The sequence below is a fragment of the Aeromonas sp. LsrichE-8G genome (assembly GCF_022869435.1).
Taxonomy (GTDB): domain Bacteria; phylum Pseudomonadota; class Gammaproteobacteria; order Enterobacterales; family Aeromonadaceae; genus Aeromonas; species Aeromonas caviae.
In genome coordinates this window covers 1-14,764 of the sequence record NZ_JALIHH010000077.1, presented here as the reverse complement: position 1 = coordinate 14,764, position 14,764 = coordinate 1, and the positions used below count along the sequence as shown (strand labels likewise).

9 protein-coding genes, 1 other RNA gene and 1 pseudogene are annotated in these 14,764 nt (G+C 54.1%); 9 read left to right on the top strand and 2 right to left on the bottom strand.

Features of this window, described 5'->3' with window-relative positions:
• Positions 1-737: 737 nt before the first annotated feature.
• Positions 738-1,850: an alanine racemase gene (alr, locus tag MUW49_RS13275; protein ID WP_171865750.1), complete on the top strand. Its 1,113-nt coding sequence runs from the start codon at positions 738-740 to the stop codon at positions 1,848-1,850.
• Between the two features lie 91 nt (positions 1,851-1,941).
• On the opposite strand, the gene MUW49_RS13270 is transcribed toward alr, so the two are convergent.
• Positions 1,942-2,070: non-coding RNA, RtT sRNA (locus tag MUW49_RS13270), on the bottom strand.
• Between the two features lie 531 nt (positions 2,071-2,601).
• Here MUW49_RS13270 and MUW49_RS13265 point away from each other — a divergent pair.
• From MUW49_RS13265 to MUW49_RS13230, 8 genes are all read left to right on the top strand, one after another.
• Positions 2,602-3,192 carry a restriction endonuclease subunit S gene (locus MUW49_RS13265; protein ID WP_233768420.1) on the top strand — a complete coding sequence of 197 codons (591 nt, stop codon included), beginning with the start codon at positions 2,602-2,604 and terminating at the stop codon, positions 3,190-3,192.
• A gap of 50 nt (positions 3,193-3,242) precedes the next feature.
• The gene (locus MUW49_RS13260; RefSeq protein WP_223945808.1) at positions 3,243-4,766 is read left to right on the top strand and encodes a type I restriction-modification system subunit M; all 1,524 of its coding nucleotides are present in this window, start codon (positions 3,243-3,245) and stop codon (positions 4,764-4,766) included.
• Complete coding sequence (locus tag MUW49_RS13255) at positions 4,756-6,006, top strand: restriction endonuclease subunit S (RefSeq protein WP_223945809.1); 1,251 nt, start codon at positions 4,756-4,758, stop codon at positions 6,004-6,006. The genes MUW49_RS13260 and MUW49_RS13255 overlap by 11 nt, the downstream gene beginning before the upstream one ends.
• Position 6,007: 1 nt before the next feature.
• Entirely contained in the window at positions 6,008-6,694 is a 687-nt protein-coding gene (locus MUW49_RS13250; RefSeq protein ID WP_223945810.1) for a UPF0149 family protein, read from the top strand.
• A 124-nt stretch (positions 6,695-6,818) separates the two neighbouring features.
• Positions 6,819-8,324, top strand: a complete 1,506-nt coding sequence (locus MUW49_RS13245; RefSeq protein ID WP_244812879.1) for an AAA family ATPase — start codon at positions 6,819-6,821, stop codon at positions 8,322-8,324.
• On the top strand, positions 8,315-9,808 hold the full coding sequence (locus MUW49_RS13240) for a VWA domain-containing protein (RefSeq protein WP_103259941.1): 1,494 nt from the start codon (positions 8,315-8,317) through the stop codon (positions 9,806-9,808). The genes MUW49_RS13245 and MUW49_RS13240 overlap by 10 nt, the downstream gene beginning before the upstream one ends.
• Positions 9,805-13,092: a type I restriction endonuclease subunit R gene (locus tag MUW49_RS13235; protein ID WP_244812878.1), complete on the top strand. Its 3,288-nt coding sequence runs from the start codon at positions 9,805-9,807 to the stop codon at positions 13,090-13,092. The genes MUW49_RS13240 and MUW49_RS13235 overlap by 4 nt, the downstream gene beginning before the upstream one ends.
• 4 nt (positions 13,093-13,096) lie before the next feature.
• Positions 13,097-13,888, top strand: coding sequence for a SprT family zinc-dependent metalloprotease (locus MUW49_RS13230; protein ID WP_005344801.1), 792 nt, complete (start codon positions 13,097-13,099; stop codon positions 13,886-13,888).
• A gap of 642 nt (positions 13,889-14,530) precedes the next feature.
• On the opposite strand, the pseudogene MUW49_RS13225 reads toward MUW49_RS13230, so the two are convergent.
• Positions 14,531-14,764: pseudogene (locus tag MUW49_RS13225) on the bottom strand (hypothetical protein); the annotation flags it as partial.

Below are 14,764 nucleotides of genomic sequence, written 5' to 3'. Positions count from 1 at the left end.
ACAAGAAAATCTCTTTTCTGGTCTGACGGCGCTTACTGCTGAATTCACTGTCGGCGAAGGTAAGTTGATGACTCATGATGAACCCTGTTCCATGGCTCCAGATGACAAACATGATCTCATATCAGGGACTTGTTCGCACCTTCCCTTGATTAATTAACCGGCCCACATCCATGCTTCACCATCCCTGGCCACGGATGACCTGTCTCTCCGGCCGCGTGCGCCACCAAGCCGGCCACAAGCTTTCTTAGTGGCGTACACCACTCGCCGGTTCGACGAGATGCCCTCTTTAATCCGGCAGTTCCACCTTCACCCCCCATGGAGCTGGTAGCCTGCTTTTCTCCTCTGCCATGCACCTGCCCCTCCCCACACCTTGGCCAGGGGTCGGCAACCCCACCTGCACGCAGCCGGTGCGAAAAGCCGCCAACAATGTGCGAAAACGGCTCGATCCCCCTCCCGTTTTAAGGGGAAAAACCAGTGATAAATATTGCCCGATAGGGAGCCAGAGAAAGCGTTGGCAGGGAAATTTATACCGAGGAATATTCCGTATTTTGCGCATTTACGCATTCCTATTCGCCACATAATTTACCAACAAAAAAACAACTGATAACATCTTTTTACATTTTAAAGCATATAAAAAACATGATTCAGTGACCCCCGTTTGCTCGTCCCGGCAGCCAGGATCACCGGATCGGGATTGAAACCATCAGCCAACTACTCATCGAGCAGACACCCGACCCATGATGAACACAGTTACGGCCAGCATCGATATCGATGCACTCCAGCACAATTTCACCGTGGTGCGCCGCCATGCCCCCCACAGCAAGATCATCGCGGTACTCAAGGCAAATGCCTATGGCCATGGGCTGCTGCAGGTGGCCCACGCCCTCGCCCAGGCCGATGCCTATGCGGTGGCAAGGGTCGAGGAGGCGCTGGTGCTGCGTGCCAACGCCATCACCAAGCCCATTCTGGTGCTGGGAGGCTTCTTCAGTGCCGAGGCGCTGCCGCTGCTGGCGAAACACGAACTGCAAACCACCTTGCATACCTGGGAGCAGCTGGCACTGCTCGAGCAGGCCAGTCTGCCCGCCCCCATCAAGGTGTGGCTCAAGCTCGATACCGGAATGAACCGGCTCGGGCTGCGCACCCTGGAGCTGCCCGCCTTCATCGAGCGGCTGAGCCATTGTCGCAACGTGGTGCAGCCGTTCCATCTGATGACGCACTTCAGCCAGTCCGATGAGCAGGATACCCAGGCCACCCGGCTGCAGATCGAGGAATTCAACCGCCTCTCTGCTCATCTGCCGGGCGAGCGGGCCATGGCCAACTCCGCCGGCATCCTCGCCTGGCCGGCATCGCGCAGCGACTGGATCCGACCCGGCCTCATGCTCTACGGCGCCTCCCCGTTTACCGGTCAGCTTGCCGCCGACCATGACCTGCGCCCGGTCATGAATCTCAAGAGCCAGCTCATCGCCACCCGCGCCTGCCAGCAGGGCGAGGCGGTCGGCTATGGAGGACACTGGGTGGCGGATCGAAATACTACCCTCGGCGTGGTGGCCGCGGGATATGGCGATGGTTACCCCCGCATGGCGCCCGAAGGTACCCCCATGCTGATCAATGGCCGCCGGGTGCCCATCGTGGGTCGGGTTTCCATGGACATGATCACCGTCGATCTGGGGCCGGCGGCCAGCGACAAGGTGGGAGACGAGGTGACGCTGTGGGGGGAAGGGTTGCCGGTGGAACAGGTGGCCGAAAAGATAGGCACCATCCCCTACGAGCTGCTGACCCGCCTGACCAGCCGGGTCCATCTGACGCACTGTGACAAACGCGAACAGATGCCGATGTTGAAGCTGGCCTGAGCAAGCGGTCTGAGACCGGCCACAGAGAAGTGTCAAACCAGCCCTTGATAAACAAAAGGCCCCGTCTTTCGACGGGGCCTTTTGTTTTATTTGGCGGTGAGGGAGGGATGATTCGCCACTGCGTGGCTCACCCCTTCGGGGCGGCCTGCGGCCGTTCATCGCAGCAAGCTGCTCTGCTCGAACCCGGCGAGGGTTCTCACCCCCCCTCTTCGAGATGAGCTGATGACACTTCCCCAAAGCAAAAAACCGACCATAAGGTCGGTTTTTTGCAATTTGGCGGTGAGGGAGGGATTCGAACCCTCATTCTCACATGTTGCAGCACAAATATAACCTTCAATTTCAATAACTTACGCAATTATCGGTAGCTATAAAAGCTATGTAATTGTCTCAGGTAATTGCTATGAGACTTATTGTACTTTTATATAGAAAATTAATTAAATGTCAACCACATAGGTTGTGGCAATTCACTGCGTTGTTGATCACGGACAATTAAGTTGGAAACCGACAATTGAGTTGGAAACTCAACGGCCCTGCAACAGCAGGGCCTTTTTATTTTTTGCGGTGATTAACTGTAATTAAATTACAAAATGATCTCGGTTGGATCTTTCAGGCAGGTCAGGGTCTACCTCTTGTCAATGGCACACATAAAAGCATCATTCCCATTGATGCAAAAATAATGGGCATTGATATTGACTCAGTAGCGTCAGATGCGACACACTGTAACTGCATCATTAACGATGAAGAGATTTTTGTGAAGCTGAACCAAATTGCCACCATCAGTGCTGGGCACCCCTATCGCGGCAAGATCCCGGAGATCGATTCCGGCAGCATGGCCGTGGTGCAGATGAGAGATGCCTCGCCAGAAGGGGGGGTTGACTGGTCTGCCTGCCTTCGTTCTGAGCCTACCAGCAAGAAGGAGCCTGACTGGCTGCAAACCGGCGATATCCTGGTGGCGGCCCGTGGCAGTACTAACTATGCCGTGCTGGTCGATACCGGGCTTGCATCATTGCCCGCCGTAGCCGCCCCTCACTTCTATGTGGTGCGGTTGCATAGCGAGGCGCTCAGTCCCGAATTTCTGGCCTGGCAGCTCAATCAGTCCCCTTGCCAGCGCTACTTCGAGCTTCACGCCGAAGGCAGCGCGGCAAAAAGTATTCGCCGTCAGGTGTTGGAGGAGGCCCCTATCGGCATCCCGTCTCTTGCGAGACAGGCCGCCATCATGAAGCTGGCCCACAGCCTGCGTGAAGAACGAAATCTGATGCAACAACTGCAACGTAACGGCGAGCAGATGATGCAGGCCATCGCTGCCAGCCTGCTCGAACAATCCGATCAGCTAGCGAAATAGTTTCGCTGAGCAGCCTATTTTTCTAAGAAATACCTAAGGAATCGCGATTTATGACAACCTCGATTAACCAGGACGATATCAACAAGGCCCTCTGGTCTGCCTGCGATACCTTCCGGGGCACCATCAGTGCCGATACCTATAAAGATTTCGTGCTCACCATGCTGTTCCTGAAATACATCTCCGATGTCTGGCAGGATCACTACGATGGCTACAAGGCCGAATATGGCGATGAGCCGGAGCTCATTGAAGAGATGCTCAAAAACGAGCGCTTCGTGCTGCCCAAACAGGCCAGTTTCTACAGCCTGTTCGAGCGTCGTCACGAGCCGGGCAATGGCGAGCGGATCGATCAGGCGCTGCACGCCATCGAAGAGGCCAATGGCGCCAAGCTCAAAGACGCGGGCAAGAGCGTGTTTCAGGACATCAGCTTCAACACCGACCGACTCGGCGAAGAGAAGCAGAAAAACACCATACTGCGCCACCTGATGGAAGATTTTGCCAAGGATGAGCTCAACCTCAAGCCGAGCCGGGTCGGCACCCTGGATGTGATCGGCAACGCCTACGAGTATCTCATCAAAAACTTCGCCGCCAGCGGCGGCCAGAAGGCGGGGGAGTTCTATACCCCGCCGGAAGTCTCCGATCTGATGGCCGAGCTGCTGGAGCCGATGCCGGGCGATACCATCTGCGATCCGGCCTGTGGCTCGGGGTCGCTGTTGATGAAGTGCGGCCGCAAGGTGGTGGCAAACCATGGCGAGAAGCACTACGCCCTCTACGGGCAGGAGGCCATTGGCTCTACTTGGTCGCTGGCCAAGATGAACATGTTCTTGCACGGGGAAGACAACCACAAGATCGAGTGGGGCGACACCATCCGCAACCCCAAGTTGCTGGATAAAAACGGCGATCTGATGCGCTTTGATATCGTGACCGCCAACCCGCCCTTTTCGCTGGATAAATGGGGTTATGAGGAGGCGGGGAACGATAAATTCGGTCGCTTCAAGCGCGGGCTGCCGCCCAAGACCAAGGGGGATTACGCCTTTATCCTCCATATGATTGAGACCCTCAAACCCAAGAGCGGCCGCATGGGTGTCGTGGTGCCCCACGGCGTACTGTTCCGGGGTTCCAGCGAGGGGAAAATTCGCCAGCAGCTGATCGATGAAAACCTGCTCGATGCGGTGATTGGCCTGCCGGAGAAGCTCTTCTACGGCACCGGCATCCCCGCCGCCATTCTGATCTTTAAAAAGCAGAAGGTGGACGACAATGTGCTGTTTATCGACGCCAGCCGCGACTTCAAGGCTGGTAAAAACCAGAACCTGCTGAGCCCAGAAAATATCGCCAAAATCGTCGCCACCTATCGCAATGGCGGCAATGTCGATAAATATGCCTATCTCGCCTCGCTCAAAGAGATTAAAGAGAACGACTACAACCTCAATATCCCCCGCTATGTGGATACCTTCGAAGAAGAGGAGGAGATCGATCTGCTGGCGGTGCGGGCCGAGCGCGAACAGCTTAAAACCCGGCTGGCCGAGCTGGAAACCGAGATGGCTAACTATCTGAAGGAGCTCGGTTATGGTGCCTAAGGGGTGGGAGCGTGTACCAATTAAAGACGCATGCGAGTCAATTATTGATTGCGTAAATAAAACTGCGCCAGTAGTAGATTATGAAACCCCATTCAAGATGATTCGTACAACTAATGTGCGAAATGGAAGGGTGAATACTGAAGATGTTAGGTATGTTACTGAGGAGACCTACCTTCAATGGGTACGGCGAGGTAGGCCACAAGTTGGCGATATTATATTCACCCGCGAAGCACCAGTCGGTGAAGTCGGCATACTCGAAGATGCTCATGGAGTATTCCTTGGTCAAAGGACCATGATGTATCGGGCCTCTAAGCGTCGAGCAGATAATTACTTTCTGTTTTATGCCTTATCAAGCCAATTTTGCCAAAAGCAAATAGAGGATTTAAGTAATGGCGGGACGGTTGCTCACATGCGAGTTCCTGACTGTAGCGAAATATTGATTAATCTTCCCCCACGTCAAGAGCAGAATAAAATCGCCAAAATTCTCTCCACTTGGGATAGGGCGATCAGCACCACCGAGCAACTGCTGGCCAATAGCCAGCAGCAGAAAAAGGCGTTGATGCAGCAATTGCTGAGCGGCAAAAAACGCCTATTGGATAACAATGGGGTGAGGTTTAGTGGGGAATGGCAACAATGTATTATTGAAGATTTCTTTGATGTTGGCTCAAGCAAGAGGGTGTTACAGGACGATTGGAAAAATGAAGGAACGCCATTTTATCGTACTAGAGAATTGGTATCCCTGAGTAAGAATGAGCCATTCAGGAGTGAAGTTTTTATTGCTGATGAGCTTTTTCATGAATTGTCTATAAAGTATGGAGCCCCCAAGCCAGGTGATTTCCTTGTGAGTGGTGTAGGCACGCTAGGTATTTCATATCAGGTGAAAGATGGTGACAAATTTTACTTCAAAGATGGCAACGTACTTTGGTTTAAAATAAGGGAAGGTCTTTTTTCTGATTATTTTAAATATTGTTTCCAGTCAGATTTTTTGCAGGAACAGATTGTTGCTCAGGCATCCATTACAACGGTAGGGACCTATACCATTCAAAATGCGAAAAAAACCAAGTTTTGGTGTCCTCCATCTATAGCAGAGCAACAAAAAATCGCCGCAGTTCTCTCAACTGCCGATCAAGAAATTGCAGCCCTGCAACAGAAACTCGACGCTCTAAAGCAAGAGAAAATGGCCCTGATGCAACAACTGCTGACCGGCAAACGGCGGGTCAAGGTCGAGGAGGCCGCTTAAGATGAACCCACTCACGATAGATGCCGCCGATGAGGCGGAGAACCTCTGGCTGGAAGCGCGCTTGCGCGAATATGGCAACCCCAATGCCATTCGCAACCTCTCCGAGCTGGATGGCTTTCTGACCGCCGTTATCTCCGGCCCACAGCAGCCGCCCATTGATCGCTGGTGGCCCGCCATCTGGGGCGGGGTTGAGCCCGCATGGCGTGATCGGGCCGAGCGGGATCGTGTGATGCAACAGGTGATGATCCAGCTGGCATTCCTCTCCTATGCCCTGACCGAGCAGCACGGCGAGTTCGAGCCCATTTTTACCCTTGCCCCCAATATGGAACCCCCCGTCGAGATCGCCAAATGGTGGTGTGCGGGTTATCTGCGCGGTGTGGCATTGGGCAACTGGCCCGCGCTCCCCCATCCACAGCAAGAGGCGCTGGCACTTATTCGCCTGCATGGCAGCGATGAGCAACTGGCGCAGTTGACCCGTCTCTCGCTGACGCAATACCAACAGAGCGTGGCCGAGGTGGCCCCCGCCGCGCTGCGGCTGCACGCCTATTTTCTCGCCCAACGGGGGCCAAACAGGGCGCCTGTCGCGGTGTCATCGGTGAAACCGGTCAACACCCCCGCCAAGGTCGGGCGCAATGAGCCATGTCCTTGTGGCAGCGGCAAGAAGTACAAGCAGTGCTGTCTGCACTGATCAGGCGCTCGGCCCTTGGGCCGTCACCTCAGAGAGGTGATGGCCGCGTCGAATGGCGAGCATTGGCAGCATCCGCATTGCCATAAAAAAATTTAATAAAACAAACAGTCAGTTAGGGATAAACATGAAATTACAACAACGGATGGAACGGCTGGTCAACGCGGTATGTGAGGGGATGTTCGAGCGGGAGGAGGTGATCTCGGTGGCGCTGCTGGGTGCCTTATGTGGTCAGAATACCTTTCTTTACGGCCCACCCGGCACGGCCAAAAGCCTGATCTCCCGTCGCATCGCCTGTGCCTTTGCCAATCCGGCCTACTTCGAGTACCTGATGAACCGGTTCAGTACCCCCGAGGAGGTCTTTGGCCCCATCTCGATCAAGGCACTCAAAGAGGATCGGTATGTTCGTAAAACCGAGCATTATCTGCCCCAGGCCGATTTCGCGTTTCTGGACGAGATATGGAAATCGAGCCCGGCGATCCTCAATACCCTGCTGACACTTATCAATGAGCACACCTTTCGCAACGGCGAACAGATCGAGCAGGCCCCACTGAAAGCCTTGGTGGCTGCATCAAATGAAACGCCCGATGCCAATCAGGGGCTGGATGCGCTCTATGATCGCTTTATCATCCGCCTGATGGTCGGGCCCATTGAGCAGTCTGATAATTTTGAACGATTGCTGGCGTGCAAACCGACCGAGGCGGCCATCAGGGTTGATGACTCGCTTATTGTGAAGGCCGATGAGTGGGCTAAATGGCGAGAGCAACTGCATGAGGTGAGTTTGTCACCGGAAACCCTGACCATTATTCGCCTGATCCGCAGTGAACTCGCCACCAAATATGACAAACTGAAGGTCTATGTTTCCGACCGCCGCTGGCAGCGGGCGACCCAACTGCTCAAGGCCGCTGCCCTCTTTAATGGCCGCAGCGAAACCAATCACAGTGATGCCTTGCTATTGCGGCACTGCTTGTGGACCCATGAAGAGAACCGTCTTGCCGTTAACGATATCGTCGAGCAAGCCGTTAAGGATACCGGTTTTGACAGTGGTATTAATCTCGCGCAGATTGATGCCGAAAAAGAATCATTGGATAAAGAGATCCATAATGAACTTTTCAGTGCCACTGATATTTACGATACACAGATTATTAATGGGCACGCTTTTTTCAAAGTGAAGAACGACTTTGATAATACTAGGATTGGTTCTTACATTTTTATTCCATTGGATAACCTTAAGAACACACATGAATTCCACCCGACAAGTGAAACGGGTAATGAACTAAATTATATTGTCTGTCAATTTGATGGCCAGGGTACTTGTCGGATATCAATGAAGAGCCGATATGGCAGTTTTAATTTCAAACCAGAAGTTCTCTTCCATAAAGGTGACAAGAAACCAAATATTAACAAGCGGCTTATCACCTCATTGGCTGAGTCGGTGGCAAAAACCAGAGAACAGCTTATAGCCACTCTGAATAAGATAGAAAAACAGTGCCAAGGCTATGAGAAAAAATTGGCATCCATTTTCGTTCCTGCCCAGCAGAGCGCATTGGCTATTGATGGCATTACCGAGCAGATTGCTCGGCTCAAATTGCGTATCAAAGATTGTGAACGGCTGGAAGCCTTATGCAAATAAGCCAGGTGGAGAGTGCTTCGCATCTCGCTCAAAAAGAACTCCGCGACAGCTATGGTGGATTGCTGGCTCACTCCAGCTCGCTGACCAGCCAGGTCTCGCAGCACATCGAGGAGTGGAAGAGAGATACTGAGGCAGCGTTGACCAACGAGTGTCCATTCGCTGAGCATGCCCACAAGCTGAACCATTGGCGAAGAGAGAGTGCGCTTGGCGATATATCCAAAGCCTCTTTTCAAGGGGCGGTGAAGGATTATCTCGCGCTCTGTAAAGCCAGCCAGCACCCGGTGGACCCGCCATTTTGGCAAAAGCAGGTTGCCGATAGTTTCGCTCAGGACGTAGAGCAGCCGAGAGAGGATAAGGCCGTCAGTTGCCAACTGCTGGCTACTGAATGGCAAAAGGTGCTGGATAAAGCCCGCAATAGTTGGGAGCTGGCCAGGATCGAGCAGCTGCGTCGCCAGTTAATGGAACGATTGGAGAGCATGCTCAAGCTGTTGCAGCAGTTGCAACCGCTGCTTGAAGCGTTGGGGCTGGATCCGGGGCGACTGGTTGATCTCTCCAGTGGCCAGCTCTCTGCCCAAGATCTGGCCCAGTTCCAGAAGTGGGCAAGCTATCTGGCAAACGACAAGGGGTTGCATGCGTTATGCGACTTGCTCGGCAAGATCCGGCAGATTGAACTCTCCGAAAAGATTGAGCGGGTGAAGGTCAACCACGTTCTGGATCTCTGTCTGCCCGATATCAACTCCCGAGAGGAGATAGTGGGTATTAGGTTGGGACGAGATCTGGAGCATGTATTGCCCAGCGAGAAAGCCCTGTTGGCTGATGACGAGACCGCATTGCTGTTTGATTTGAAGTTCGTCGAGTCACGACTGATGAGCTTTGATATGGCAGGTATGCAGACTCAACATCTGCATGTTGAACGAGAAGAGGAGAGGCCGGTCAACGAAGAGGAGAAGCGCGGCCCCATGATCCTCTGCGTTGATACCAGTGGCTCGATGAGCGGGGCGCCCGAGACGATCGCCAAAGCGATGACGCTATTTCTGGCAACCAAAGCGAGAGAGGAGCAACGCCCCTGTTACCTGATTAACTTCTCTACGGGTATCAGGACCTTGGAGTTGAGTGGAAAATGGGGCCTTGCGTCGATAATCGACTTTCTGAAAATGTCGTTTCATGGTGGTACTGATGCGGCACCAGCCCTTGGCCATGCGTTGAAAACCATGGCCGCAGAGACCTACCAAAAGGCCGACCTGTTGATGATTTCTGACTTCATCATGGCGGATCTGCCACCGGAGACCCTGGCAAATATCGAGCAACAGCGTGGTAAGGGTAACCGCTTTTACTCTCTGGTGGTCGGCTCTGCTTATATGGTTCAGCGGCTAAAGCGCCTCTTTGACCATGAGTGGGTGTATAACCCGACGACGAGTACCATTCATGAGTTGATCGGCTTTCAGCAAAAAATTGACAACCAGTTTGAGGCATCCCCGTTATGAAGGCCTTGCCGAAATTTCAAGAAGAGTACAGCGCCAAGATCCCGGCTCTGACCCTGCTGACCCAGCTGGGCTGGTCTTTCCTCTCCCCTGAACAGGCTCTGGCGGCACGGGATAACAAGTTCGATCAGGTGGTGCTGCGCCAACAGCTGCGCAGCGTGCTAGCCGAGCGCACCTTTGTGTTTGCGGGCAAGACCTATCCGCTGTCCCCTAAGTCAGTGGATAATCTGGTGAGTGAGCTGTGCAGCCCGGCTCTGAATGAAGGGTTGCAGGCGGCCAACGAGCGGCTCTATAACCACCTGCTCTATGGCATGTCGGTCACCGAGTTTGTTGATGGCAAGAAGGTGAACCCCACCATCCCCCTGATTGACTGGCACAATCCGCACAATAACCGCTTTACCTTTACCGAAGAGTTTCGGGTCACCCGCGCAGGGGGCATCGAGTCGCGCCGCCCGGATATCGTCTGTTTCGTCAATGGCTTGCCCTTGGTGGTGATCGAGGCCAAGCGCCCGGATGGCAACGCCAAAAAAGGGCCGACCATCAAGGAGGGGATCTCCCAGAGCCTGCGCAACCAGCGCCCGGATGAGATCCCGCTGCTGTTTGCCTACAGCCAGTTGTTGCTCTCCATCAATGGCATCGAGGGGCGATACGGCACCTGCGGTACGCCGGAGAAGTTCTGGGCCGCCTGGCGTGAGGAGGATATCGGTGATGGTGCGATGACGGCCATCAAGAATCAGCCGCTCTCATCCGAACAACGCTCTGCCCTGTTTAGCCACCGGCCCGCCGCCGATCTGGGCTGGTATCAGTCTCTGGTTGCGGCGGGCGAGCTGGCGGTCAGCGATCAGGATCGGCTGCTCATCAGCCTGCTCTCCCCGGAGCGGCTGCTGGAGATGACCCGGCTGTTCACCCTGTTTGACAAGAAGGCGGGCAAGATAGTCGCCCGCTACCAGCAGGTGTTTGGCATCAAGCGGTTGATCGAGCGTATCAACCAGAAACGCCCAGATGGCGGGAGAGAAGGTGGGGTGATCTGGCACACCACTGGTTCGGGCAAGTCGTTCACCATGGTGTTCCTCAGCAAGGCGCTGATCCTGCACGACAGTTTGAAACAGTGTCGCCTGTTGGTGGTGACTGACCGGGTGGATCTGGAGAGCCAGCTCAGCAAGACCTTCGCCTCCAGCGGCGAACTTGCGGGCAAGAAAGATAAAGAAGCGGCCATGGCTACCTCGGGCAAGCGGCTGGCCGAGCAGATCGGTAAGGGCAGCGAGCGGATCATCTTCTCGCTTATTCAGAAGTTCAACTCAGCGACCAAGTTGCCGGAGTGCATCAACAAGAGCCCGGATCTCATCGTGCTGATCGATGAGGGCCACCGCAGCCAGGGGGGCGAGAACCATGTCCGCATGAAGCTGGCATTGCCCAACGCCGCGTTTGTGGCTTTTACCGGCACGCCGCTTCTCAAGGATGACAAGACCACCAATAAGTTTGGCCCCATCGTCCATGCCTACACCATGCAGCGGGCGGTCGAGGACAAGACGGTGACGCCGTTGCTCTACGAGGAGCGCATTCCCGATCTGGAGGTCAACGAGCGGGCTATCGACAGCTGGTTTGAGCGCATAACCCAGGGGTTAAACGAGCAGCAGCAGACCGATCTGAAACGCAAATTTGCCCGCAAGGGCGAGATCTACAGCGCGGAAGATCGCATCAAGCTGATTGCGTTCGATATCGCCAGTCACTTTTCAAACCACATTGTCGAGGGGCTCAAGGGCCAGCTGGCCTGCGATAGCAAAGCCTCGGCGGTGCTCTATAAAAAGTACCTCGACGAGGCGGGGCTGTTCGAGTCGGCGGTGGTGATGAGTCCGCCCGACAGCCGGGAAGGCAACACCGAGGTCGATGAATCGACCACACCGCTGGTCACTCAGTGGTGGAAGGAGAATGTCGGTGCTCTCTTTGGTTCTGGGGATGAGCAGGCGTACACCAGACATGTCGTGAATCGTTTCGATCAGGATGACGACCTCAAGTTGCTGATCGTGGTGGACAAGTTGCTGACCGGCTTCGATGAGCCAAAGAACACAGTGCTCTATATCGACAAGCCACTCAAAGAGCACAACCTGATCCAGGCGATTGCGCGGGTCAACCGGCTGCACCCGAAGAAGCAGTTCGGTCTGCTTATCGACTATCGCGGCATCTTATCCGAGCTGGATACCACTATCGGCAAGTATCAGGATCTCGCTTCCCGCACCCAGGGCGGCTATGACGTTGACGACCTCAAAGGCCTCTACAACCAGATGGGCACCGAATATAAGCGGCTGCCTCAGCTCTACCAGACCCTGTGGAACATTTTCGCCGGGGTGAAGAACAAGCAGGATATCGAGCAACTGCGTCAAGTGCTGGTGCCCAAGATGGAGGAACTGGACGGCGAACTGGTGGATGTGAACCTCAAGGTGCGAGAAGACTTCTACGAGGCGCTCACGGCGTTTGCCAGTTGCCTGAAAGTGGCGTTGCAGTCGGCCTCTTTCTTCGAGGACAGTGCCTTTAGCGAGGCGGATCGCCGTCACTACAAGGAGACGGTGAAACAGCTCTCCAGCCTGCGCCAACTGGTGCAGCAGGATGCCGGTGAGAAGGTTGACTACGACGAATATGCCGAGCAGGTGAAGAAGCTGCTGGATAAGCATGTGGTCGGTGTAGAGGTCAAAGAGCCGGGTGGCGTCTACGAGGTCGGCAAGATGGGCCAGCAGCAGCCAGAAGAGTGGAACGAGAACAAGACCCGCAACGAGACCGACATCATCAAAACGCGGGTCAGCCGCATGATTGAGCAGGAGCTACGAGATGACCCTTACGCCCAGGAAGCCTTCTCCAAGCTGCTGCGACAAGCTATCGAGGAGGCAGAGAAGCTGTTCGAGCACCCGCTCAAGCAGTACATGCTGTTTCGGGAGTTCGAAGAGCAGGTGCAGGAGCGCCGCCTGAGTGACATACCTGACGCCTTTGCTGGGCATCGCCACGCTCAGGCCTACTTTGGGGTGTTCAAAAAGGTACTGCCGGAGGTGTTCGCCATTACCGACAGCCAAGTACAGGATAAGTGGATAAAGCTGGCCTTCGAGATCGATACGGTCGTGGATGCGTCTGTGGCCGAGCACTCCATCAACCCGCAGAACATCGAGGCGGGTATTCGCAAGAAACTGTTGCCGCGCATGTTCCAGGAGTGCAAAGCAATCGGCAGTGGTATGGAGCAGGCCAAGAAGATCGTCGAGATGGTGGTGCAGATCACCCGAGTCGGCTTGAGCGGAGTCTGATCAGATGAATGTGCCTATTCGGGCCAAGGGCGATGCTCAGGCCCAGGCTCCAGCTCCATCCTTTAGCTTTCGCTACGGCGATGAGCGGATCGCCTTCGAGCGGGTGCAACGGAGACAGGCTAGCGGCAAGGTGCTTATCAAGGTGCATCCCGATTGCCGCGTCGTGGTCTCGGCCCCGCGTGAGGCGGCTGATGAAGCGGTTCTCGCAGCGGTCAAGCAGCGCGGACGCTGGATCTACGAACAGTTACGCGACTTTCGCCAGCAGTTGGAGCACGTCACCCCACGCCAGTACATCAGTGGGGAAAGTCACTATTACCTCGGCAAGCAGTACCTGCTCAAGGTGATCGAAGCCCCTAATTCGGTGCCGGGGGTCAAAATGCTGCGTGGCAAGCTGGAGGTGTCGGTCAGGAGCCTAGTCACTGATAGCGCAAAGAGAGCCGAGAAAGTCCATGCACTGCTCGCTGACTGGTACAAGGCCCGTGCCAAAGAGGTGTTTGCCAGACGCCTCAATGCCATGCTCGATCAGGCCATCTGGGTCACCGAGCGTCCGCCACTGCGCATCCTGACCATGCAGACCCAGTGGGGCAGTTGTTCCCCCAATGGCCGGATCACGCTTAACCCGCATCTTGTCAAAGCGCCCCGCGAGTGTATCGATTACGTCATCCTGCACGAGCTCTGCCATATTGCCGAGCACAACCACAGCGAGCACTTTTACCGGCTGATGGGTCAGGTGATGCCCGGTTGGGAAAAGACCAAAGCGCGGCTGGATGGGATGGCTAATCGCTTGTTGACGTGAGTTATCCGCTCGTCAGTCACCCACAGCCCGGCAGACCACCCTTGCCGGGCTGAATTTTTTGGTATGGATGCATTGATTGCTCTTCGCATGGAGCGGTAATCCCCCCGAAAAACTGGGGTGCTTATAAGTACAATTTTCTCGTATCTTGAACGCACCCGCGCCAGTAACTTGGCCGACGGGTCTCTCCTAACGAGTACAGAGTTGACTGTTAATACACTGAGATGAGTTCTTATTGACCGGCCTGCATTGCTAAACTCTGGATCATATATTCACATAGAACGCAGTTCTATGTGGAATTTATGAAAGTAAAGACGGCTTCCGATGAGACGCATTTTTACAAATGGCGATAAGGAGGAGAGTGCACTGAAAAAGAGGCAGCGTGAAGTTCAATCCCAGCCAGTAAAATAATAAAACCGTTTTTTTGTTTTCATGAAAAAATTCCTTTTTTATTTGAAAACAAACGGGGGGGTTAGATTTTTTTAAAATTAATACTTGATGCTTTCATACCTACTTATTTTCGAGATGTCAACCGATGAGGATAAGAGTAGATTTATCCTCATCGAGCCGGGGGATTGTTAAGGGGGTGCAATATATCACATGCAATACTTATATATATGTAGTTCATTGCACCATTGCATCCAATTAATTGGCGGATGTGGATGAATCTGCTAAATGTTTGATAGCAATGCCATCTGTTAATACATATTCAGTCCGTTCAGATGTCGCCACCCTTGTCACCCAACCATTATCGACACATTTTTTTATGTAATTTTTTGCCTGCCGTTCTTTTACAGAGAAATACTGGCAAAACCTCTCGGTCAATGTGGTGGCAGAAATCGCCTCCAGCAGGGCTGACGCATCAGTGTTTATACTTTG

Excerpts from the sequence above, each read along its gene's own strand:
- MUW49_RS13235 (WP_244812878.1), top strand. The coding sequence starts at position 9,805 with ATGAAGGCCTTGCCGAAATTTCAAGAAGAGTACAGCGCCAAGATCCCG.
- MUW49_RS13245 (WP_244812879.1), top strand. The coding sequence starts at position 6,819 with ATGAAATTACAACAACGGATGGAACGGCTGGTCAACGCGGTATGTGAG.
- MUW49_RS13260 (WP_223945808.1), top strand. The coding sequence starts at position 3,243 with ATGACAACCTCGATTAACCAGGACGATATCAACAAGGCCCTCTGGTCT.
- alr (WP_171865750.1), top strand. The coding sequence starts at position 738 with ATGATGAACACAGTTACGGCCAGCATCGATATCGATGCACTCCAGCAC.
- MUW49_RS13250 (WP_223945810.1), top strand. The coding sequence starts at position 6,008 with ATGAACCCACTCACGATAGATGCCGCCGATGAGGCGGAGAACCTCTGG.
- MUW49_RS13240 (WP_103259941.1), top strand. The coding sequence starts at position 8,315 with ATGCAAATAAGCCAGGTGGAGAGTGCTTCGCATCTCGCTCAAAAAGAA.
- MUW49_RS13255 (WP_223945809.1), top strand. The coding sequence starts at position 4,756 with ATGGTGCCTAAGGGGTGGGAGCGTGTACCAATTAAAGACGCATGCGAG.
- MUW49_RS13230 (WP_005344801.1), top strand. The coding sequence starts at position 13,097 with ATGAATGTGCCTATTCGGGCCAAGGGCGATGCTCAGGCCCAGGCTCCA.